The following is a 23,463-nucleotide window of genomic DNA, read 5'->3' as shown; positions in this document are numbered from 1 at the left end:
CCGTAAAATGAAAACGACCGCCATCTTATTTCTTGCCTATCTGGCTTTATGCGTTCAGTGCTCAGTGCCGGAAAACAAGAGCACGAAAAAAGAGATTAGTACTCAACCGATAAAGGTGGGTGTATTCGATGGGCATGGAGGAGCACAGACCTGTATTTGGGAAACTGTCGCCGCTATCCGGCTGGACCCGGAAATGGAGGTATGTACCATTACTACAGCAGATATAGCTAATAATGTGCTCGATTCGATCGACGCTATTATTATCCCGGGAGGAAGTGGCAAAAGTCAGTACTTAAACCTAGGGACCTTAAATCAACAACGTATCAAGGACTTCATCTCTAAAGGTAAAGGGGCTGTCGGGATCTGTGCCGGAGCCTATCTATTCTCGAATACTCCCGATTACACCTGTATACAGCTAAATGGACAGCAAGCGATCGACATCGAGCATGACAACCGAGGGCATGGATTAGCGAAATTCACCTTATGCGAGGAGGGTAAGAAGATATTCCCCGAATTAGCCGACCGCGATACGAGTTTCGTCATTTACTATGAGGGACCGGTATTTATAAACAATCCGGCTGATACGATCCAAAGCAACACGCTTGCCATCATGGAAAGCGATGTGCATGAGGAAGGAAACGCCCCGGCTAATATGACAAACGGTAAGCCATTCTTCGTAGCCAATAACTACGGGAAAGGGCGTGTTTTTAGTTCCATCGCCCACCCCGAAGGTACTCCCGGCATGATGTGGATGATCCCCCGGATGGTACGTTGGACCTTGAATAAGCCTTTTATCCCTTATCAATCCTCCGCCGTACGTCCAGACCTGTTCAATCATGAATCATTAATGGCTACCGATGATTTAAAGCAGGAAGAAAAAGCCTTTCAAATCCTTTTAAGCGGAGAAAGCGAGCAAAAGGTTGCCGCCTTGGATTGGCTGGAAGCACACCATTCATGGGACGCCAAACGATGGGTACAAGGATTGCTTTATGACGCTTCACCCGCCGTCCGTATCCGGGCAGCCCGGTATATAGCGGATACCCATTACTTACCTTTCTTACCCAACTTACAGGCGGCCTACCGGACAGAAACCGATAAGGCGACCCAAGAAGAGTTAAAGACGCAGCTGGAGAAACTAACAGCCCTACTTCCTTAGGCTAGGGAGATTTAAACTCTCCCTAGATATTCATCTACCGTATAGTTTAAGAAACGATTGAATGGTAATAACAATTTAAAGTCATCCACCGCCTTATCCATCCAATTCTTAGCGTAAAAGAAATTATCCGGCTTATAAGACACCACGCTGAAATCCTTATGCTTCATGATATAACCATAAGGGGAATCCATTGGATAGCCGGCAGGCATGCGTTTCAGCATCTCCCCCTCTAACACCGGAAATGTTTTCTTAAATGTAGGTTCCTCGATAATAGCCGTAAATTCCTCGATATGATCGTATATATCCTGACGAAGTTTCTTTAATAGCGCAGGTGGCGGGCACCATACACCACCGGAAAGCAAGCAACCTCCCGGCTCCAGATGGATATAATAACCACCCCGTTCGCTGGCACGACCACCTTGGGAGATGTAAGCGGCGAAATGACATTTATAAGGAGTCTTATCCGGAGAGAAACGGATATCCCTGTATATCCGGAACAAACAATCTTTCGCCTCCAACCCGGCTACCTCGGGATCGAATAAAGAGATACGACCGATTAAATCCTGTACCTCATCGATAAAAACCTTACGTAGCGCATCGTAACGATTTTTATTGTCTTGGAACCATTCCCGATTGTTATGGCTCCTCAACTCTGTCAAGAACTCTATGATCTGTTCATTCATAACTTTCTATTTTTAATCCTTACAAATGTAAGAAATATTAGAAACTGTAACCCAGATTCAGATAAAATTGCAGGTTATTATTCCGGTTCGACAATCCAAAGTTCGTATTCATCGGACCGACTATACTGTTATAAGCATAACCGATGCTACCTCCCCAAACGCTTTCTCCCTTGAAGAGATCGAAGAAATTATTCTCATGGATCGCATAATTAGCGATCAAAGAGATATAATGCCGTTGCCCGATACGCTGACGCAAGTTTAAGCGGACAATCGCCACGGAATTATCGAATATCTCCATATGGTTGATCCCAGCGAAAGGGAGTTGCTGGGGAAGATACCGTTCCGGCATATCGCCTCCCACCACATTCAAAAAGAGATAAGCCGGATCTTTCCCGATCAACACACGCCCATCGATGGAAGGTAACAGGCTCAAATGGGAAGTCAGCGGCAATACCGACAGGAAGCTGAGCTTCAAGGCGGAGAAGAATGTATGTCCTTTATAGGTCACGAAGTTATCCGTATAAATGGAATAATCCGCTTGCAGAGAAACGCCTTTACTCGGGAAGTAACGACGATCCAACGTCTCCAGATGGGCTTGAGCGAAATAGCTGATAAAGCCTTCCGGTTTTACTTGATACTTTTGGTTTTCCGCCGTATAAAGGAATGAGTTATAATCGAAATACTCATAACGGGCTCCTAGCTTCAACTTGAAATTCAGCCAGTTCATATCCGAATACCCGAGTTCCACGAAATGATGGCGATACGTCGTATTTACGATCTTATCTCCCCTGTTATACACGTCGAGGTCATGGTACGTGAACATGTAAGACAGGTTAATATTACGCAATGGATTACGCTCTATCGCATAGTCCACCCGCCCATACATACGTTTCCCGATCCTCCCGGTTACGGAGAACTTCGAATGGTAACGGGCCCGATTGTCAAAAGTCACATTCAGCAATAGGGCGACGATATCCTCGCTATTGAAATTCAGGCCCACATTAATCGCGCTATTTGATTTTTCCTGTACCGTAAGCACCAAATCCTCCTGCCTCTCGCCGACTAATTTATAGCTTACATTCGAGTAAAGGTTTGTACCGATCACAATAGACATGGCTTCCTGCAATTTCTTCACGGTAAGCAAGCTATTCTCTTTCAAGCCGCTGATTTGCGTCAACCATTTCTCATCACGAGGATCTATACCTTCAAACAAGACACGCCGGATATGAAACGTATCGGTAGGGGCTACCGGATAGGAATGTACTAATCTCTTTCGGTGCATATCCGAACTATCGGATAAACCAATCTTCTTCTTTAAGGCAAGAATCTCATCCCATTGCTTGCGGGCGACTTGCTCACCCCGGTCAATCAAGGTATCCAAGGCCGTCTCCCCAAAACTAGCGGAATTATAAGGGTCTGTATTCGGGCGGAACAACAGATCGGTCTGTTCCTTATTCGGTCCGTATTTCTCATAACCATGCAAGGCGACGATCTGCCCTACGATATCCCAAGGGGTATTTATCCGCTCCAACTGTTTCAAGTCGCTAGTACCCAGATCTACGCCAATAATAATATCCGCCCCCATATCCCGTGCGACATCCGCCGGATAGTTATTCTTGATCCCACCATCTACCAACACCATGCTATCCAAACGTACCGGTGCGAACACGGCAGGAATCGCCATACTGGCACGCATAGCCAACGGAAGACTTCCATGATGGAAAACATATTCTTGGCCGTCCACCACATTCAACGCCACACAAGCGAAAGGTATATTCAATTGATTGAAGTCCACGGAATCATGATAGCCGATCGTTAGATTCGAGAACAGGTTCTGGAGATTTTGCCCTTTTATCATCCCTTGGATCGCTATCTCTTTTTTACTCCGCCCAAAAGGGAGTGAGAATACATAACGCTCGGAATTCTCTTTCTCCGGAAAAGTAAGGCTACTACGTTTCACCCGGTCGCTCAATAACATACTCCAGTCCTGCAATCTCACCATGCTATCGATTTCCGCAGCATTATATCCAACGGAATATAAGCCCCCCACGATAGCTCCCATACTAGTGCCGGCAATATAATCAATCGGGATGCCGGCCTCCTCCAATACCTTCAACACCCCGATATGAGCGACACCTTTCGCCCCACCGCCTCCCAGCACCAAGCCAACCTTTTTCCGCTCAGCCATCACAGAAGGCACCAACATCAACCCAACCAACCACAATAAAAGGAACTTCCTCATCTAGATATTCTTTCCGGCAAATGTAGCTGGTTTACTCGAAAACGCAAACGGATTCATCTAGAATAAAACGTATGTTTACCTATATATAAAGTTTATCGCTATCTCATCTATTCTATAAACCATGCCGTGAACTGTATAAACCAAGGCGTGGTCTGCACATTCCACGGCGTGGTTTATACAGTTCACGGCGCTGATTTAAGAATAAATACTTATTCGCTATGGAATGCATAGGTTATCGGAGAGCTATTTCAATAGGAGAGGAACATTTTATTTCCGGAACATAAGTGGGCAATCGATAGTATTTGATACGGCCTCCCTAAAATTAATAGGCATTTCTCGCTCAAATCGATTTAAGAACACACGACCAGAATAAAGCTTCTTATAAATCAGGGTCATAATTTCATCAACGATTTCCATTTTTTCAACTGGTGCAGCGGTATAATGTCTCACAGAAAACATGTACATACATGATCGGAATCAAGTATGTACGTGTTTATCAAAAAATAATATAGCCATCAACTTACTTTTTTCCAGCAAGGTAGCAGCCGGAGCAATATATTACTTTTTCTTTTTCAGCAGCATGACCACAGGATTCGACTCCTCACTCAAGTTTGCGGCGATCTCCTTCAACTTTCCTTTTAGCTGGCCTTTCTCGTAAGCCTCAACTAAGTCCGGGGCATCTAGAGTTTGGCAGATAGCTATTTCGGGGTTTCTTGGCTCTGATGTTAGAGAGACTTCTTCCTTATTGATGAAATCATCATTGTATAGAATATAGCTGAATAAGGCATTTTCTTGTTTATCATACACCAGATCTTCACCAAGGAAACCTTTAAACGTCGTAAAGTCAACCTCTTTTCTCATGGTTCTCATAAAACAGTAGCGATCGGTGATAACGGTTGGAAAAAGAAATACTTTCGTATCCATGGAGGATATGGAAGGGCTTCTTACGATAAAAGGACTCAGATTACCATCCGGCAAGTAATGGAATATGGTATCAGACGATGTATTGACAAGTATCCATTTATCCCGATCCGGGAACGTAAGATAAAATTCCGGCGTAATGACAAACTCCCCTTCTGTCACAACCGGAGTCTCAATACCCTTAGAGGGAATCTGGATCTCATGGGTGATACGGCCATCTTGTTTGGAAATAATCAAATGGCACTCCCGCTTGCCTTTTTCCGATGGATAACTCTTATAGCAAATCAAATGATCACGATCATAATTAAATATATAATTATAATAACTGGTATCCGTGAACTTAAAACTCCTTTTATAGTTTCCCAATAAGTCATAGACACCTATTTTTCTCGCCGGATTATCCTTGACGAATATCTCATCGTTATCCTCATCCAAGACAAGCCCTGTAAGCTGCGTGTATTCCTCACCGCTTTGCCCTAAACGGTTTATCTTCCTAAGTCCCTTTCCGTTTTTATCGAAAACAAGAATCTCCCCATCACTGCCCCGATTCGTCACCAGCATGATATCCTTTCCGATCGCTTTCACGGCACCTTTAGTTATAAAATCATCCGTGGTTTCCAACGCAATGTATTCCACGTCCATAAGATCTTGAAGTATCAATTCCTTTTCCGGATAATCGGCCATGACATCAACCCTTATAAGGTTATCGACAGAGGAAGCGGACCGATTGCCACATCCCATACATCCGACTAAAGCGAGTAGCATAGCCACTGCGTTCGTAGTTAATTTTCTCATTTTTTATGATGTTTAAAGTCTTTCGTTCAATGTCATTTCTTGCTCTTTAGCATTTTCTCCCGGTCCATCATTCGTATCATCTCTTTTACCTCATCGGATGTCTCCGGCAGTTGTTGGATCAGAGATTGGAGTTCATCTATAGAAAGCTGGCTTTTCCGATTATCTGGAGCCAGCATGGTTTGCTCCGTGATACCCCGTTTGGACATATCCGAATTTAATGACTCCAAGAAAGGCCGGGTAAAAGTCAAGTTACTCAGATCCGACTCGTTTTTCAACAGTTCCTTTGCGTAAGTCACTTGAGCGAATACACCTCTCTGTAGCTCCTCCGCATTCTTGAATCCGGAGATATCCGGATGGCTATATAGGTTCGCGATCTCACGAAGCAATTCTACACGAGTACCCTTCACCTTCCACGCCCGATAAAGCAGACGGGCCGCCTCCTCTATCTTACCCGAGCTTCTGGCGCTCATGGCACGAATCTCCATGACCATCTCCGATTCCTCCGGCAATTGATTGATCAGGTTACGCAAATCCACGATAGAGATCTTGCTCTTTTTCCCATCCGGGTCTATCATAGTCTCCTCCTCCACATTACGGAAAAACATATCCTCATAGAAGGATTGCAGAAGCGCCCGGCTAAACACCATCGTCCTCTCGTCCGCTTTTTTCTTTAAGCTCTCATTCATATAAAGTACCAAGATAAAAAGCCCTCGCTGGCGATCCTCCTCACTCTGGAATTTAGACACGTCAATCTCACTATACATATGCGAGATCGCCGCCAGGAAATCCAGTCGTTCCGGATTCTTCTTCCATGCCTCATAGTAGAGACGGGACGCTTCCTTATATCTCCCGTCTTTTTGGTAAGTCTCCGCACGGAAGGCCAATAATTGATTTACCAAGAAACGATTGGGTTCCAATCCCTTTTCCGCCCGGTCAAATAAGTCGTAAGCCCGCTTCCGGTCATACGTCTTACCCAAGGCGGAACCCAATAAGAGGCATACCTCGACCGAGGTCGTATCCTGCTCATATGCCATATCCAAGATATCTACCGAGGGCATATACAGACCGGCATAATACTTCGAGGCTCCCCCATATTTCAAGGTAAGGTAGGTGGAATCACCATCAGCCAACAAACTGGAATAGACAGAATCCGCCTGAACAAATTGTTTCACGATATATAGCCCCAATCCTTTACTACGCAATAATTGACGATTCCCGGGATTATAAAACAAGGCGGTATCGCAAATCGCTATTCCTTCCGATATATAATCCGGGCTACTAGCCCCCATCCGATACAATGAATTCACTAACGCAACCGCCAACCCCGCATTCTCACGATTCAAGTTATACGCCTGAAAATAAGCGGTCGTAGCGGAAGGATATTGTTCCATTCGAGTATAGCAATCGCCAATCGCACGGTATAAGACAGTATTATCCTCATTCTGAGCTTGCAATTTCTCATAGGCATCAACTGCTTTCTCATACTCCCCCAATTGGAAATACAGACGTGCCAACTGATAATTAGCGTAGAAGTTCGAGCTATCGGCGGATAAGACCTGATGAAAATATCGCTCGGCATCCTCCGCACGGCCTAAGTTCGTCGCCGTCCGAGCCAAGATGTTTAAGATATCCAAGTTCGTCGTATCCATAGAAAAGCAAAGACGGTAATAGTCATAAGCCTTCTGATACCGAAGCATACCCTCATAAGCCTGCCCGATAGCGTTCATAATCTCATAATTCGAAGAATCGGCTAATGTAAGGCTATCAGCATGAGCGATCACAGCCGCATATTGCTTACGGTTCACCAAGTCTTGCCAATTAAACTCTTGAGCATTCCCGGGAAAAATAAGGCAACAAAGTAACAGAACTGTAACTAAATTACATTTCTCATTCATATCTGTATGTTTTTAAGATTACTGATTAAGCGACCAACACAGCCTCTATTCTTATTTCACTGTAACCGGAAAGTAATAGGCACCGTATATAAGACGCGGACCGCCTTTCCGTCCTGACGACCGGGAGTCCACCGGGGCATCATTCCGATGACTCGCAAAGCTTCCGCATCCAAGGAGGGATCTATCCCCCGTATGATTTTAGGTTCCACGATATTTCCTTTCTTATCTACCACAAACGAACAGATCACACGACCTTGCACTCCCGCTTCCTGCGCATCTGTCGGATACTTTATGCTTTGAGCGATAAACTTCAATAATTCACGATCCCCTCCGGGATATTGCGGCATCACGTCCACTACCGTCAAAGTCTCTTCCTTCGCTTCTTCTACCGGACTTTTCAAACGGAACGTAATCGGGACCGTATATTTCACGGCGACCGCCTTTCCACGTTGCATTCCCGGATTCCAACGAGGCATAGTGTTTATTACCCTTACGGCCTCCTCATTCAATAAAGGAGTCACTCCCCGAAGCACCTCCGGATTATTGACGGAACCATCACGCCCAACGATAAACGAGCAGATTACACGCCCTTGCTCCCCGTTATCCTGACTCTCTTTCGGATACTTTATATTCGTGGCTATGTATTTCAACAACTCCGCATCCCCACCCGGAAAACTAGGCATCTTCTCTACCACGGTAAATACTTGCTCGTTCATCTCACGGGATTTGGAAGATAAGGACAAATGGGTATTATTTGTCATATCAGCAGCCAAGACCTCTTGAGACTCCCTTCCTTGATAGCTGCATCGCAAAATCGCATTCGCAGGGACCTCCAAAGAGAAAGCCCCTTTCTTATCCGTGATAGTCCTCTCTTTACCGCCCTTCACCACAACTGATGCCCCGATCAAAGGCTGCCCGGTCTCATCAACCAGAATGCCCGTAGCCGTCACCATAGCGTTCGAGACCGTAGCCTCATTCGCCAGACGGACAGTCAAACGGGCTACCGCCTCGATATTACTTAACAGCATCAAGATCCCTACCAATGGAATAAATATCAGATATTTCGTACGTACGATACCCGGGCTCCGCTTCTTGTTCATCATCATAATCCGGTTCTTCAGATGCAGCACATTGAAACTATTATACAAAGTAGTAACGGACTGATGATGAGCCAATCCCAATAAATGGTATTGATAGCTCTTACTATCGTAACCAGACTGGATCACCGTGTTATCCGCCAGATACTCCAGATTATGCCTAACCTCACGCTTCAATAACCATACAAAAGGATTAAACCAGCAAGCCATACACATCATCTCGCTCAAGATCACGTCAATCGAGTGCCATTGGGATACGTGCGTACATTCATGTGTCAATATCTCATCCGTTTCCTTATCCGAATGACTCTCCGGATGCAAGAAGACCATACGGAAAAAGGAGAATGGCCCGGCGGCCTTCCGCAACGCATAAACCGGAGTTTCATGAATAACAACACGCTCACTGGTATGAGCCAACCATAAGATACTGCTTAATTGCACGAGAAAACGTCCGCATAAGAACGCTACGATCCCCCAATAAATAAACCCCAAAGATCCCAGCAACCATCCATACCAATCCACGGACGCCGCGGCATCCGCTTTCGCCGTCGCCTCAGGCAACATAGCGGAATACATATAAATCACATCTGCTATAGGCTCTTGTTGCCTTACCCAATCTTGGATGTTCAGCAAAGGATAAAACAGAGCCAAGCCAAAGAACGCCAGCAATATCGCACGACGTAGCTTGAAGAACGTGTCCTTATAGAAGAACAACCGGTAGAAGGCGTAAAAGAGTACAAAGGCTACATTTACCTTCAATAAGTAGGCAAATTCCGGTGTCATGGTATGTGGGATTTAGGTTATTCTTTTCCTTTCTCAATCAAATCGATGATATCCTTTAGATCATCCGTAGAGATTTTCTGATCTTTCGCAAAGAAAGAAACCATTTCTTTATACGAGTTAGCGAAATAATTCGTTACCACGCCGCCAAGGAACGTACGTTTATATTCCGTTTCCTCTATCAAAGGACGGTATTCATACGTATTTCCATAACGTTTCGCCTTCACGTACTTCTTTCGCTCCAGATTCTTGATCACGGAAGCGAGCGTCGTATAAGGAGGTTTCGGGTCCTCGTATTTGGCCAGCACATCTTTCACAAAACAAGGACCGATCCGCCAAATCCAGCGCATCGCCTCTTCTTCCTGCATCGTTAGCTTCTCCATAAATCTTATCCTTTTATTAATGTATATCCACAAAGCTACGAAATAGTCGTAAACGGCATGCGGAAGGCACGTTAATTAACATTAAATAAGAATCACAAGACCTGCAATCGTGAATTATTGCAACTTAAATGTGATCGGCACCGTATATTTCACGGCTACCGGCTCGCCTCTTTGCGTGCCCGGTGTCCAACGAGGCATCATTTGCAAAACTCGAACCGCCTCTTGGTCTAATGCCGGGGAGATTCCTCTAATGACCTTGTAATTCGTAAGTGTTCCATCCTTCGTTACCACAAACGAACAAATCACACGGCCTTGCTCTCCTTTGTTTTGGCTTTCTTGTGGATACTTTACATTCTTGGCTATAAATTTCAAAAGCTCCGCATCACCGCCGGGAAACTTCGGCATCACCTCTACTACCCTAAATACCTGCTCTCCATTTTCCAGCGTATCTTCGTCCTCCGCTTCCACCTGTACTTGCTCTTGTTTTTCTGCCTTTGTTACATCTGTCGGAACACTTTCTTCTTTTTGTTCCGAAGACTGTCCGCATCCTACGCACATCGCCAAAGCGAACAGGATGATCATTGTGTTCATAATCGCCTTTTTCATTTTCAATCAGTTTTAATGTTATTTATACCGTTATTACACATACTTACCAACCTCTAAGCATACCCGGATATTACGTCGGTTTCGCAAACATACGAAATATTCGTAATATAAATATAAACAATATGTTAAATAACACTAATAGCCATCAAAGACATAGAAAAGATAAAAGAACATAGCTTCTATCGCTAGATTATTACAAGAAGTACAACCGAGCGATACATATCGAAGTCAAATAAGCGAATAGAACACAAAAACCGGATTGCCCTCCTCTCCTTTTAAGTCCAACTCCTGCGGAATCGTGATCGAGTGAAGCGACTTATATAAGTTTAGCTCATACGGGGTCACTACTTGTACCAACTCATCTTTTATGACCCTCCCCCAGACCGGGAAATTCCGATAACTTCTCGTACCCTGCATGCCATGTTGAAGGTTCGCGTCCGCCAGTTCATAGATAGACCCCGGCATCTCGCATTTTTCCACGAGTGTCTTTCCCGTTTTTTTATCCACAGAGGCGATATAATAGCCTTGGTTATACAATAAACGGAAATAATAATGTGCCGGAAACTCAATCATATCTTGCACAAAGATATCCTTGGGGTCCTTTTTTTCAATTCGCAAATTACTCATGTCCGTAACATCCAACGAACGAATCACTTCCGCATCCGAGTTTTTCAGATCAAGGACACAAGCCGCACTTATTCGATCCGCCGAGATACAGAAGACCGTATCATTACTACCGGTCTTAAACAACACGGAGTTTTGCGCATCAGAATAAGCGGAGGCGATACTTGTCGTGAACCCGCTCTTCTCATGGGGTAATAAAAAGGAATAAAAATCATTCTTGATCGCTATCGTATCCCCTTTCCTCGAAAATAGGCCCAATCCGAATCCCCCTCCGTTGAAAGGCTGAAAAGGGAATGATATGGCGGCGAAACGATCCTTTCCGATATGACGCATATAGATTACCGAATACTCATGGGTGGATTGTCCGATAAATTCACCTTCTAACGTATATTCCCAAACTCGATTATTACTAAATAAAAAAAGGCGATCATTACGTTCGTCCACTTGGATACATGGCAGAATACCGCTAAATTCACCCGGCCCCTGCCCTTCTTTTACCAACGTCCGGATAAAACGCCCTTGCCGATCGAACAGGACGATACGGGGCTCTTTTACGGGAAACACATAGATATATCGATCTGTCACGGCATAATCATAAACTCCGTCTATCAACGAGGCATCATCCGTGGTCACCTCTAAAGGGACAAAAGTAACCCCCTTGATCTCATCGCCTAATTCCAATAGCCCCGGTTTATCCATCCCCCCTCTTATATCCGCAGTTAAAAGAGAGGACGCTTCCGTTGGCGAAGAACCGCATGACACGAAACAAGAAACGACAAAAACACTATTTAAATAAAACAAGATAGAGGCTAACTTTACACTTTTCATAACCATGCTTTTTTGCCTCCAAAAATATCCCGTATATCTCACAAATCACATAATAAATGAGAACAAAAATGAGAACAAACCTGCCAAGACCGCTATAAATATATAATAATCAAAAGTTTGATATAAACTCCACAAATGCCTCCGTAGAACCTTCTTTCTTAAAAATCTTCCGGAATAGACGAGGACGAAGTACCGAACTATTATATTTCAATACCCGTGTGATCTGGTTGGCGGGAACACCGATTTTCGTGAGCATACAGGCCTTCAACTCCGTATCGGAAATAACAGGATATAGCTTTTTCAGCCGTAAGGTAAAGTCATCATAAGCCTTATTCAACAAAACCTCCAAAAGCTCCCAATCCTCAGAGATAATCTTGCCGGCATCCCGATCGTGAAACTTCTCATAGACCTCCGATTTCCGCAAGATCGCGACAGATAATAAATGCTTACTCTCCTTATTAAGAATCGACTCGTTACAAATTTCCAGCCGTTGTTTTTCCAATTGTAAGGAAACCAACATCAACTCTTGATCCTTTTCTTCCTTTATTTTCGTAATTCTTTTTTCCAAAAGGGTGATTTGCCGTTCATTCTCTTCTTTTTCTTCTCGCATACGTTGTTGCTGGCTAGCAATCGAACGTCGCAAGGCTTCTTCCCTTCGAAGAGCGTTTTCCTGCGTATTTCTCCATCGCCGATAAAGGAGGAAGCAAATAAATAGGATTATGCCGATAATAAATGCGTACAGATAACGCTCCTGTCCCCTTTGTAATAGCATCAACTCTTTCTTAGACAAGTCCTCACGGATCGGCCTTACATCATAGCGGGAAGTGATCTGATAAATCGATTCTCTCGCTGATAGTGATCCGATAGAATCCCGTAACATCTCGTATTTCTTGACCTCGGTCAGTATCCGGTCTTGTCCGGCCGCATCGTTCAATAACTGATATTGAGCACTCGCTTTTCTCAAAAAAGACATAGCCTTGCCATATAATTCCTGCTCGGCGTACAGCATCCCCATTTGGTTATATAACCTTCCCCAGAATTCATAATCCCAATTCTCTCCCTCATATTCCAACGCACGTAAATAGCATTCCAAAGCTAGGGACGGTTGATCCATATCCTCATAGACTTTCCCCCGGTAAAACCAAGCTTTGGGAGGCCAGTAACAGCCTCGTGTCGTCCTATAATAATCCGTAGCGATAGAGATTATGGAATCCGATGTATGCCTCAATCCCGCCTCATCCCGTGATTCGGTCCATAACAGACAATAACGGGCTTTCTCTCGAAGCGATAATCCATTGATATCCCTCACTTTCTCTAATAACACCAAAGCACTGTCCGGATGATGCGGAATCAATTTCTCTACCTGCCAGAACAGGTTGCCATGCTTGTCGCTCCTATATGAAAAAAGCACAAGAACCAAGATCACGATCGTAAATAATAAGATCGTAAACTTGATCCCTATGGAAAAATGCCGTGACCCATTCAAATCCTTACGCATATAGGCAAATGTATATAAATTATTCATAAGGAAAGCCTTTTCCTTCCGCATTATTCCATGTGTCGGGACACATGCCCTGACCTCTCCCATTAATGCAGAAATATTTCTTTAATCGTTTGCGCAATATATGGATTTAGCATACCTTTGCGTGATAATTACATAGTTTAAGTAGAAATTTCTAAATACAATTAAATAACTTAAATTATTATCTTATGTGGTTACTTAATTCTTCTATCGGGAAGAAGCTGATAATGAGTATATCAGGCCTCTTTCTTGTTCTGTTCTTATTGTTCCACCTGTCGATGAACGTGGCGGCCGTTTTCTCCGGAGAGGCTTATAACATGGTTTGTTCGCTGTTGGGCTCTAATTGGTACGCTGTGGCAGCTACTCTCGTATTGGCCGCAGGCGTTGTGATCCACTTCGTGTACGCTATCATTCTTACCTTGCAAAACCGTAAGGCACGTGGTAACGACCGTTACGCTATCAACGCTCGTCCGAAAGGCGTGGAATGGGCATCTCAGAACATGTTCGTTTTGGGTTTGATTGTTATCCTGTTCATGCTGTTGCACTTCAGCCAGTTCTGGTATAAGATGATGTTCGCCGAATTGATCGGTCATCACGAAGTTGCATTGGGGTCAGCTATGGTATCTCCACAAGACGGAGCCGCTTTTATCAACTATTACTTCCAAGGTAATGCCGTGATCACTGTTCTTTATTTGATCTGGTACGTGGCTTTGTGGTTCCACTTGACTCACGGGTTCTGGAGCGCTATCCAAACAATTGGTTGGAATAATACGATCTGGATGAACCGTTGGGAATGTATCTCTAAGATCGTAGCTACGGTTATTTGCGGACTTTTCGCGATCATTACTATCATCTTCTTCCTAAACGGAGTAGGTGCTTAATTGCAAGCTACAGGTTTTATAATTAAGAACTTTTGAAATTAAATCATTATGTCTGAAATAAATTCTAAAATACCTCAAGGCCCGTTGGCTGAGAAGTGGACTAATTATAAAAATCACCAGAAATTGGTGAACCCCGCTAACAAGCGTCGTTTGGATGTTATCGTAGTCGGTACAGGTTTGGCCGGAGCTTCCGCTGCCGCATCTTTGGCAGAGATGGGATTCAACGTATTGAACTTCTGTATCCAAGATTCTCCCCGCCGTGCGCACTCTATCGCCGCTCAAGGTGGTATCAACGCCGCTAAGAACTACCAGAATGATGGTGACTCTGTTTACCGTTTGTTCTACGATACGATCAAAGGTGGTGACTACCGTGCTCGTGAGGCTAACGTTTATCGTTTGGCTGAGGTTTCTAACTCAATCATCGACCAGTGCGTGGCTCAAGGCGTTCCTTTCGCTCGCGAATATGGTGGTTTGTTGGATAACCGTTCATTCGGTGGCGCTCAGGTATCGCGTACGTTCTACGCCCGTGGCCAGACGGGCCAGCAGCTTTTGTTAGGTGCTTATTCAGCGTTGAGCCGTCAGATCGGTTTGGGTAAGGTTAAGATGTACACTCGTCATGAGATGTTGGATGTAGTTAAGGTAGACGGTCGTGCTCGTGGTATCATCGCCCGCAACTTGATTACAGGTAAGATCGAGCGTTACGCCGCTCACGCTGTAGTTGTAGCTACGGGTGGTTACGTTAATACGTTCTTCTTGTCAACCAACGCTATGGCATCTAACGGTTCCGCCGCATGGCAATGCTACAAGAAAGGCGCTTACTTCGCTAATCCTTGTATGGTTCAGATCCACCCGACTTGCGTACCGGTGAAAGGTGACTTCCAATCTAAATTGACTTTGATGTCCGAATCCTTGCGTAACGACGGCCGTATCTGGGTTCCGAAGAAACTGGAAGACGCTAAAGCTCTACAGGCCGGAACGAAGAAAGGTAAAGATATTCCCGAGGCAGACCGTGATTATTATTTGGAGCGTCGTTATCCGGCATTCGGAAACTTGGTTCCTCGCGACGTGGCTTCTCGTGCCGCTAAAGAGCGTTGCGACGCAGGTTTCGGCGTGAACAGCACGGGCTTGGCCGTATTCTTGGATTTCTCCGACGCGATCAATCGCTTGGGTAAAGAGGTCGTTAAGCAGAAATACGGTAACTTGTTCGATATGTACGAAGAGATCACGAACGATAATCCATACGAGACTCCGATGATGATCTACCCGGCATTGCACTACTCAATGGGTGGATTGTGGGTTGACTATGAGTTGATGACCTCCATTCCGGGTCTGTTCGCTATCGGTGAGGCAAACTTCTCCGATCACGGAGCGAACCGTTTAGGTGCTTCCGCTTTGATGCAGGGATTGGCCGATGGTTATTTCGTATTACCATACACGATCCAGAACTATTTGTCCGACCAAATCCAAGTTCCTCGCTTCAGCACGGATCTGCCGGAGTTCGTCGAGGCAGAAAAGGCCATCAAGGATCGTATCCAAAAATTGATGAACGTCAAGGGTAAAGAAACCGTAGACACTATCCACCGCAAACTAGGTCATATCATGTGGGAACATATCGGTATGGCACGCGACGCAAAAGGTTTGCAAGAAGCTATCCAGATGCTGAAAGACTTGAAGAAAGAGTTCTGGAGCAACGTATTCATCCCAGGCAACGCAGACAACTTGAATACCGAGTTAGAGAAAGCATTACGTGTAGCCGACTTTATCGAGATCGGTACATTGATGGCACACGATGCTTTGGACCGCGCTGAGTCTTGTGGTGGTCACTTCCGTACGGAGCACCAGACAGAAGAAGGTGAGGCCTTGCGTCATGACGATAAGTTCATGTACGTATCTTGCTGGGAGTACCAAGGCGAGGACAAAGATCCTGTCATGTTGAAAGAGGATTTGAACTATGAGTTCGTTGTTCCTCAAACACGTAACTACAAGAAGTAATAATCATCAATCTCAGAAAAAATTAGAATCATGGATAAAGATATAAGTGTAACACTTAAGGTTTGGCGTCAGAGAGGTCCGAAGGAGAAAGGACAGTTCGAGACATACAAAATTGAGAAGATCAATCAGAGTGTCTCTTTCTTGGAAATGTTGGATATCTTGAACGAGCAGTTGGTCAACGAGGGTAAGGAACCGATCGTATTCGATCACGACTGCCGCGAGGGTATCTGTGGCATGTGTTCATTGTATGTAAACGGACACCCGCACGGACCGGCAACTGGAGCTACGACTTGCCAGTTATATATGCGTCGTTTCCACGATGGAGAGACGATCACGATCGAACCGTGGCGTTCCGCAGGTTTCCCTGTTATCCGCGACTTGATGGTAGACCGCTACGCTTACGACAAAATCATCCAAGCGGGTGGTTTCACATCTGTCAACACAGGTGGTGTACCCGACGCTAATGCGATACCTATCCCAAAGAAGGACGCAGACTTAGCCATGGACGCTGCCGCTTGTATCGGTTGTGGCGCTTGTGCTGCCGCTTGTAAGAATGGTTCCGCTATGTTATTCGTATCCGCTAAGGTTAGCCAGCTGGCTTTGTTGCCTCAAGGTAAAGTCGAGGCTGCTCGCCGTGCCAAAGCTATGGTCGCTAAAATGGATGAGCTTGGCTTCGGTAACTGTACGAACACACGTGCTTGCGAGATGGAATGTCCGAAGAATATCTCCGTTAGCAACATCGCTCGTTTGAACCGCGAGTTCATTTGCGCTAAATTACAAGACTAATATTTGATTAGTATATCATGGAAAAGGCGTCTTTCTCTAAAAGAAAGGCGCCTTTTTGTTTTTGTTATATGTCGTAAAACATAATTTAGCATTATAACCCTTGACAGGAATTGAAAAGTCCGTATATTTGCATCGTGGTTTTTTCATAATAGTATTAGATTTAAGGTTAACAAAGTTTGGTTAGGGCTTGTCGTGAGACAGGCTTTAATTGTTTATAGACCTACCTTTTAAACATGGACCATAAAATACTGCAAATAGAGATTGTTTAGCGTCATTTTATCGTCGATCTTTGCCTTTAAAGATCATATAGTATATGCTAATAAGTATTTTATTTGGCTTCTTATGTTATTTTCTCCGGGTGTTGATCAAACACAAGGAAAAAATCATGCGCCAGATAAGACAAATGGTAAAACAAAAATAAAATGGACAAAAAACGAACCACCAGTTCTTTCAGGGCAATGAGCACGGAAAGAAAACTCGAGTCGATCTTCCTTTTCGTAACAGGCCGATGCAACGCCAAATGCGCAATGTGTTTCTATGCCCAAGAAATGGATAAGAAGCAACCCGACCTCACTTTCGATGAAATCAAGAAGATATCAGAAACCGCCGGGCAATTCAATCGATTATGGATATCCGGGGGTGAGCCTACCTTGCGTGAGGATCTACCGGAAATATTGGAGTTATTCTACAAAAACAACCATATCAAAGATGTGAACATCCCTACGAACGGCTTAAAACCAGACCGGATCGTCGAATGGGTAAAACGGTTCCGCCAGAACTGCCCGGATTGTAATATTAACGTAAGCCTTTCCTTGGATGGCTTCGGTACGACCCACGATACACAGAGAGGCGTACCGGGAAACTTCTATAAGGCCTTGGAAACCCTGCGTAAGATACAGGAGAATTTCGGAGATGACGGCAAAGTCTTAAAAAATATAGCAACCGTTATCACGAAATACAATATAGACCAGATAGAAGACTTCATGACTTGGGTATACGGACGTTTCCGTACCTCCACGCATACGATTGAGGCTGCCAGAGGCATGACCCGTGACGATGGCGTGAAAATCCTAACCGAGTCAACGCTACGCAAAATACAAGATGACATATCCCCTATCTATTCTGCTTATGCGGATCGGATGGTAGCGGATACCACCGGCTTAAGGAAACCGATCACACGCTTCTTCTATCTCGGCCTTATACGTACCTTATATAATGTGCGTGCCAGCAACATAGATCACCCGACCCCTTGGGGGATGGATTGTACGGCCGGAGAGACTACCTTGGTAATCGACTACGACGGACGTTTTCGTGCCTGCGAGCTACGGGAACCGCTCGGAAATATAAAAGAGTATGGTTGCGATATAAGTAAAGTGATGAATAGCGAAGCGATGAAACAGGAAATAGCCGCTATCGGACATGGGTATAAAGCCAACTGTTGGTGTACGCACGGCTGCTGGATCACCTCATCCGTCATTTTCAATCCACGTAAGATGATTCGCTCCGTATATAAAGGATACCGGGAAACGAAACGATTGAATCATCCCCTAGCCATCAATGAGCAGAAACTACAAACGATGGAAGCCAAATACCATCTGGACATCGAGCGTTTGCGTCAACTGAATATCCGGTAAACAAGACCCTCATAGCCCATAAATAAACGTAGCATGAAAATACTATTAGTAACCAGAGGCTCACAAGGCGACGTCCTTCCTTATTTGGCCATAGCGGCCGAATTGGAAAGACGTGGCCATGAGGTGACCATCAATCTCCCTCAAATATTCGAGGAGACCGTTAAACCCTACGGATTTAAATACGTATTGCAGCAGTTTGACGATATCGGCGGCATGATCGATAGCGCAGCGCAAAACTCACATAAATTCCGGCCATTCCTTAAATGGATGAGGAACGTGATCGATAAACAGTTCGATCAATTGATTCCCCTACTAAAAGAGCATGATATTTTAGTATCGACCAACTCGGAATTTGCTGTCGCAAGTATCGCCGAGTATTGCAAGAAGCCCTTGATACGTACCGCCTACGCCCCGTTCTTGCCGGGTAAGAAGATTCCCCCGGCCGTATTGCCATTTCCCAAACCCAACCCGATCATCACCCCTGCCATCTTATGGAAGTTGATGAACCGGATGACCAATTTCATGGTCAAAGACACGATCAACAAGAACCGGGCTAAATACGGACTCGCACCGATTCGTAATTTTGGTTATCATGCGGGAGAGCGTTCATATAATTACTTGCTTTTCAGCCAGCACCTAGGAAACATAGATCCGGACTGGACGTTCAAATGGTCGATCGGAGGCTATTGCTTCAATGACACTTTTCAATATGATGAGAAGGCTTACGAGGAAATGATATCATTCGTCGACAGCGCTCAAAGCCCTATTATCTTTTTTACCCTCGGGAGTTGTAGTTCCAAGGATGGTAACCGTTTTAGCAAAGCCTTGGTCGATATTTGCAAGAAACATGATTATCGGCTCATCATCGATTCCGGTTGGGCAAAGACAGGAATCACCTTACAAGCGGATAAACATTTATTCTTAATGAAGCAGCCGGTTCCGCATAATTTGATATTTCCGCACTGCGACGGCGTTATCCATCATGGAGGTTGCGGCACGACCCATAGCGTAGGAAGGGCGGGAAAGCCCCAATTAATCACTCCGTTGATTATCGATCAACCCTATTGGTCCTATCGAATCCACCAATTAGGGTTAGGGCCGGAAGGGCTTAAGATAGCGAAAGCGAGCGAGCAGGAGATCGAACGCAAGGTTTGTGATCTGGTCACCAATCCGCTTTATAAGAAAAATGCCGCTCATATAGGCGAGATGATCCAAAAAGAGGGAGGTATAAAGAATATATGCGACTCTATCGAAAGATTTCAATGAGGCATAAGTTCCTATTAGATTTTATTACATGTTACAAAACACAATTTAGCACTTAAACTATTGACAAATAATAGTAACTCCGTATATTTGCATCGTGGTTTTTTCATAATAGTATTAGATTTAAGGTTAACAAAGTTTGGTTAGGGCTTGTCGTGAGACAGGCTTTAATTGTTTTATAAGGTCTGCTTCCCGCAAAGCCCTTCGATTACATCAGAATAATCCGATGCGTCAATAAAGTTGATATCTTGTCTTTTAAGATCTTCCCATTAATCGGTTTCGCCGTATAGGCATCAAATCCACTATTAATGATCCGTTGCTCATCTTGGGCGAAAGCATAAGCCGTCACCGCGATAATAGGCACGCTAGCAGAAACCTTACGAATCTCTGCGGTAGCCTCGTATCCATCCATGACCGGCATCTTTATATCCATCAAGATCAACTGAGGTTTGTGCTGATAAAATAGCTCCACAGCCTCCTTTCCATTCCATGCATGAATCAATTTATATTCAGGCTTCAATATAGACTCAAACAGGCGATAATTACTGGAATTGTCCTCAGCGATCAAGATCGTAACCTCACTTCGGGCGATCTTCTCCAAAGTAACAGGCTTCTGCTCTTCACTAGGAAATAATTCTTTCTTCGGCTGAAAAGGCAATGTAAACCAGAACTTAGAGCCTTTCCCTTCCATAGAATCAACCCCGATCGTTCCTTTCATCTGGGTAACAATCATCTCACAGATGCTTAAACCCAATCCTGTTCCTTGAGCGAAAGTGTTCAGTTTCACAAAACGTCCGAAAATATCTTTCCGTTTATTCTCCGGGATTCCGCAGCCCGTATCCTCTACATAGAACCACAACGTATTATCATCCCGCAGTTTATAGCCAAATGAGATCAATCCTGCCTGCGTAAATTTCATGGCATTGTTCAACAGATTGATCATCAGTTGGGACAGACGATTTCGATCCGTATAAATCACGCAAGGCTCCAGATAATCCTTAAATGAGATCTGTACATCCGGATTCTTATTCTTCAAATGAGCCGATTGCTCCAAATCCCTCAATACAGCGTTAATATCCACATAGTCATAAGTAAACTCCAAGGTACCCGCCTCAATTTTTGACAAATCCAAGATATCGTTTATCAACTGCAACAATAGGGAATTATTATTCTCGATAATATCAGCGAATTCCTTCTTATCCTCAAGGTTATCGGTCGAGGCGAGGATATTAGAGAAACCTACGATCGCATTCAACGGTGTACGTATCTCATGGCTCATATTAGCTAAAAACGCAGATTTCAATTTATTCGACTCCTCCGCCTTATCCCTAGCCATTCGAAGGTCATGTTCCAATTGCTTACGCTCGGTAATAGATATCGTAGACCCGATCAACGCTTTCGGTTTACCGGAAGCATCATATTCGACCATTACCTGTATCTCCTCCCACTCATGGCGATCTTCTCCCGGAATCAACCGCTCCAGACAATATTCTTTTCGTACTTTCTTTATTTTCCCATTACACAAATCATCGAAAGCCTTTTCCACGCAAGCCCTGAAAGACGGGTGTATCTTGCTGAAATATTCCTTCAACGAAACCTCATGGGTATGCACCTCTGCTGTCTCTATATTATCTCCCGGATGTACTTTCGACTCATAGATAATCTTCTCTTCAGCCAGATTATATCGCCACGGTAAAAGATCTGCCGCCTCTAACGCCATAGCCAGCTTATGATTCATGGCTTTCAAATGCGTCTGGAATTTATGGATATCCGTAATATCAATAAAAAACGCATCAACCACATTCTCTTCCGAGGTAGGCATGATGATAATCGTATAGTAAAGCCCTGTCGGCTCAAAATAATACTCACAAGTAAAGGATTTCCCACTCTCCAGAACTGTAGGTACAGCCGATAGAAGCAAAGGATAACTTCCCCCAATTAAATTAGCGATCTCTTTTCCATGCTTATTTACCACGAAATCTTTAGGAGCGATTTTTTCCTCGAAAGCATGGTTTACATCCAAAACCTGCACATCGATTTGCGTACCTTCCCGAATCAGCCGCTGCCGTATATAAGGCAATGGCATATTATTAAATAAATCACGGTAACGGGATAATAGCCTCAACTCCACTTCCTTCATCTTTTGCTTAGAACGATACACGTAATGCCACGCTAAAAACACGACTACCAGAAAGAATATCAGAAAGCCTAACAGTTGCATCCAATATTTTTCCAAGAAAGAGGGAGGCGCATTCAAGTAGATCGCATCACGCGGGAAATTATCTTCATTAGATATCGCACTTATCAACGAAACATAATTCAAGTATTTATGAGGATCATCCACCGTTGAAACCGGGATCTTGCCCATATCTTCACCGTTATAAACTTGTTGTAGCAAGGGGATTAGAGCAGTCTCAATCGTTTTAGCGCTATTATAATATCCACCAATCGTATATCCTTCTTCCACACCCATATCATATAAAGAAAAAACAGGATGCCTAGAAATACCGTTTATACCTTGATATAAAGTACTATATAATAACGAGTGATTCAAGAAAGGTTTCTCGGTAATCCACGAGTAATACATCACGGCTGTCGCTCGATGCGGATCTTTCTCCGACAGAACCGCCAATAAACTATCCATGGAGCAAGAACCCTCCGTATAAAAATCCACTTTCCCCTCAGGGAAAGAAGTTTCCATATGTTTCTCCATCTCATCCCGGAGCCATGTGGAAACATAACGTCTGTCGGATATGAAAATCAGACGTTTCAAACCCGGGATTAATTCCTTCACCAAGTCGATCGAACCTTTAACATAATAAGGGATAACCAATCCCGTAGCGTTATACCCCTTAACCGCCTCTTGTAAAGGAATCACCCTATCAGAGGAATGCCTCTGATTAAAATAACATTCATTTTCTGCCATTTCCCCCGTCTCCGAACAGACCAGAGTGGGAATATCCCCCCATTTCTCCCGGATCTTATCCCGCATAAAAGCCCATCCATTTACGCCTAAGTAGATAATTCCATCCGGCTTCTTCTTGTTAGCTTCAAAGAAGACCTCTTGTTTCTCTTTTAATTTCTCTGGCGTATCAACCAACATCACGCTTATATGATCTATCCGGAGAGTGTACTCCTCCGGGGTAGCGAACTTCGAGATCATGTTTAATAAATTACCAGACCAACGTTCGCCATCCACATATGAATTTATCACCAATACATACGATTCCTCCTTGACCGGATATGAAGAACTCCCATAAGCCGGAGTCGGCATACCGGCTATCAAGCATAAAATCAATCCAAAATAAAGTATTATTGCCTTTAAATTTATAATATTTCGTATCATTCCCTACATTCCTCTATTGCAGTTGTAAA

The 23,463-nt window shown here is 44.3% G+C and carries 16 protein-coding genes; 6 read left to right on the top strand and 10 right to left on the bottom strand.

Translation table 11 applies throughout. From position 1 onward, the window contains the following. Window positions 1–7 precede the first annotated feature (7 nt). Complete coding sequence (locus tag CI960_RS22355; RefSeq protein WP_005859955.1) at window positions 8–1,156, top strand: BPL-N domain-containing protein; 1,149 nt, start codon at window positions 8–10, stop codon at window positions 1,154–1,156. 11 nt (window positions 1,157–1,167) lie between these two features. Here the strand turns inward: CI960_RS22355 and CI960_RS22350 are convergent, their stop codons facing one another. The 9 genes from CI960_RS22350 to CI960_RS22305 all read right to left on the bottom strand — a co-directional run bounded on the left by CI960_RS22350 (window position 1,168) and on the right by CI960_RS22305 (window position 13,535). Continuing rightward, window positions 1,168–1,839, bottom strand: coding sequence for a DUF2461 domain-containing protein (locus tag CI960_RS22350; protein WP_005859957.1), 672 nt, complete (start codon window positions 1,837–1,839; stop codon window positions 1,168–1,170). A 37-nt stretch (window positions 1,840–1,876) separates the two neighbouring features. Further along, complete coding sequence (locus CI960_RS22345) at window positions 1,877–4,081, bottom strand: patatin-like phospholipase family protein (RefSeq protein ID WP_094582596.1); 2,205 nt, start codon at window positions 4,079–4,081, stop codon at window positions 1,877–1,879. 558 nt (window positions 4,082–4,639) lie between these two features. Continuing rightward, complete coding sequence (locus tag CI960_RS22335) at window positions 4,640–5,797, bottom strand: 6-bladed beta-propeller (protein ID WP_005859961.1); 1,158 nt, start codon at window positions 5,795–5,797, stop codon at window positions 4,640–4,642. Between the two features lie 32 nt (window positions 5,798–5,829). Further along, window positions 5,830–7,692: a tetratricopeptide repeat protein gene (locus tag CI960_RS22330; protein WP_005859963.1), complete on the bottom strand. Its 1,863-nt coding sequence runs from the start codon at window positions 7,690–7,692 to the stop codon at window positions 5,830–5,832. A gap of 56 nt (window positions 7,693–7,748) precedes the next feature. Beyond that, window positions 7,749–9,572, bottom strand: a complete 1,824-nt coding sequence (locus CI960_RS22325) for a M56 family metallopeptidase (RefSeq protein ID WP_005859965.1) — start codon at window positions 9,570–9,572, stop codon at window positions 7,749–7,751. A gap of 17 nt (window positions 9,573–9,589) precedes the next feature. Next, a complete protein-coding gene (locus CI960_RS22320) occupies window positions 9,590–9,952 on the bottom strand; it encodes a BlaI/MecI/CopY family transcriptional regulator (protein ID WP_005859967.1) in 363 nt (120 codons plus the stop codon). 114 nt (window positions 9,953–10,066) lie between these two features. Next, on the bottom strand, window positions 10,067–10,558 hold the full coding sequence (locus CI960_RS22315) for an energy transducer TonB (RefSeq protein ID WP_005859969.1): 492 nt from the start codon (window positions 10,556–10,558) through the stop codon (window positions 10,067–10,069). 228 nt (window positions 10,559–10,786) lie between these two features. Further along, window positions 10,787–12,010: a 6-bladed beta-propeller gene (locus CI960_RS22310; protein WP_005859971.1), complete on the bottom strand. Its 1,224-nt coding sequence runs from the start codon at window positions 12,008–12,010 to the stop codon at window positions 10,787–10,789. A gap of 109 nt (window positions 12,011–12,119) precedes the next feature. Continuing rightward, entirely contained in the window at window positions 12,120–13,535 is a 1,416-nt protein-coding gene (locus CI960_RS22305; protein ID WP_008779061.1) for a tetratricopeptide repeat protein, read from the bottom strand. Window positions 13,536–13,720: 185 nt separating this feature from the next. Between CI960_RS22305 and CI960_RS22300 the strand changes: the two genes are divergently transcribed. The 5 genes from CI960_RS22300 to CI960_RS22280 all read left to right on the top strand — a co-directional run bounded on the left by CI960_RS22300 (window position 13,721) and on the right by CI960_RS22280 (window position 20,091). Next, entirely contained in the window at window positions 13,721–14,413 is a 693-nt protein-coding gene (locus CI960_RS22300; protein ID WP_005859976.1) for a succinate dehydrogenase cytochrome b subunit, read from the top strand. Window positions 14,414–14,461: 48 nt separating this feature from the next. Next, the gene (locus tag CI960_RS22295; protein WP_005859978.1) at window positions 14,462–16,405 is read left to right on the top strand and encodes a fumarate reductase/succinate dehydrogenase flavoprotein subunit; all 1,944 of its coding nucleotides are present in this window, start codon (window positions 14,462–14,464) and stop codon (window positions 16,403–16,405) included. A gap of 30 nt (window positions 16,406–16,435) precedes the next feature. Continuing rightward, window positions 16,436–17,191 carry a succinate dehydrogenase/fumarate reductase iron-sulfur subunit gene (locus tag CI960_RS22290; protein ID WP_005859980.1) on the top strand — a complete coding sequence of 252 codons (756 nt, stop codon included), beginning with the start codon at window positions 16,436–16,438 and terminating at the stop codon, window positions 17,189–17,191. Between the two features lie 422 nt (window positions 17,192–17,613). Then, window positions 17,614–18,825 (top strand): radical SAM protein, encoded by a 1,212-nt coding sequence (locus CI960_RS22285; protein WP_005862040.1) that lies wholly within the window; start codon window positions 17,614–17,616, stop codon window positions 18,823–18,825. A gap of 33 nt (window positions 18,826–18,858) precedes the next feature. Beyond that, complete coding sequence (locus tag CI960_RS22280) at window positions 18,859–20,091, top strand: glycosyltransferase (protein ID WP_005862038.1); 1,233 nt, start codon at window positions 18,859–18,861, stop codon at window positions 20,089–20,091. A gap of 205 nt (window positions 20,092–20,296) precedes the next feature. Here the strand turns inward: CI960_RS22280 and CI960_RS22275 are convergent, their stop codons facing one another. After that, window positions 20,297–23,434: an ATP-binding protein gene (locus CI960_RS22275; protein ID WP_036629101.1), complete on the bottom strand. Its 3,138-nt coding sequence runs from the start codon at window positions 23,432–23,434 to the stop codon at window positions 20,297–20,299. Window positions 23,435–23,463 lie beyond the last annotated feature (29 nt).

It is taken from the genome of Parabacteroides sp. CT06 (assembly GCF_002257605.1).
GTDB classification, from domain to species: Bacteria; Bacteroidota; Bacteroidia; order Bacteroidales; family Tannerellaceae; genus Parabacteroides; species Parabacteroides distasonis.
The sequence above is the reverse complement of the archived record's forward strand: the minus strand, read 5'-3'. Positions and strand labels throughout refer to the sequence as shown.

Coding starts and splice junctions, on each gene's coding strand:
- CI960_RS22355 (WP_005859955.1), top strand. CDS start 8: ATGAAAACGACCGCCATCTTATTTCTTGCCTATCTGGCTTTATGCGTT.
- CI960_RS22280 (WP_005862038.1), top strand. CDS start 18,859: ATGAAAATACTATTAGTAACCAGAGGCTCACAAGGCGACGTCCTTCCT.
- CI960_RS22275 (WP_036629101.1), bottom strand. CDS start 23,434: ATGATACGAAATATTATAAATTTAAAGGCAATAATACTTTATTTTGGA.
- CI960_RS22310 (WP_005859971.1), bottom strand. CDS start 12,010: ATGAAAAGTGTAAAGTTAGCCTCTATCTTGTTTTATTTAAATAGTGTT.
- CI960_RS22320 (WP_005859967.1), bottom strand. CDS start 9,952: ATGGAGAAGCTAACGATGCAGGAAGAAGAGGCGATGCGCTGGATTTGG.
- CI960_RS22300 (WP_005859976.1), top strand. CDS start 13,721: ATGTGGTTACTTAATTCTTCTATCGGGAAGAAGCTGATAATGAGTATA.
- CI960_RS22345 (WP_094582596.1), bottom strand. CDS start 4,081: ATGAGGAAGTTCCTTTTATTGTGGTTGGTTGGGTTGATGTTGGTGCCT.
- CI960_RS22290 (WP_005859980.1), top strand. CDS start 16,436: ATGGATAAAGATATAAGTGTAACACTTAAGGTTTGGCGTCAGAGAGGT.
- CI960_RS22330 (WP_005859963.1), bottom strand. CDS start 7,692: ATGAATGAGAAATGTAATTTAGTTACAGTTCTGTTACTTTGTTGCCTT.
- CI960_RS22305 (WP_008779061.1), bottom strand. CDS start 13,535: ATGAATAATTTATATACATTTGCCTATATGCGTAAGGATTTGAATGGG.
- CI960_RS22335 (WP_005859961.1), bottom strand. CDS start 5,797: ATGAGAAAATTAACTACGAACGCAGTGGCTATGCTACTCGCTTTAGTC.
- CI960_RS22285 (WP_005862040.1), top strand. CDS start 17,614: ATGGACAAAAAACGAACCACCAGTTCTTTCAGGGCAATGAGCACGGAA.
- CI960_RS22295 (WP_005859978.1), top strand. CDS start 14,462: ATGTCTGAAATAAATTCTAAAATACCTCAAGGCCCGTTGGCTGAGAAG.
- CI960_RS22350 (WP_005859957.1), bottom strand. CDS start 1,839: ATGAATGAACAGATCATAGAGTTCTTGACAGAGTTGAGGAGCCATAAC.
- CI960_RS22325 (WP_005859965.1), bottom strand. CDS start 9,572: ATGACACCGGAATTTGCCTACTTATTGAAGGTAAATGTAGCCTTTGTA.
- CI960_RS22315 (WP_005859969.1), bottom strand. CDS start 10,558: ATGAAAAAGGCGATTATGAACACAATGATCATCCTGTTCGCTTTGGCG.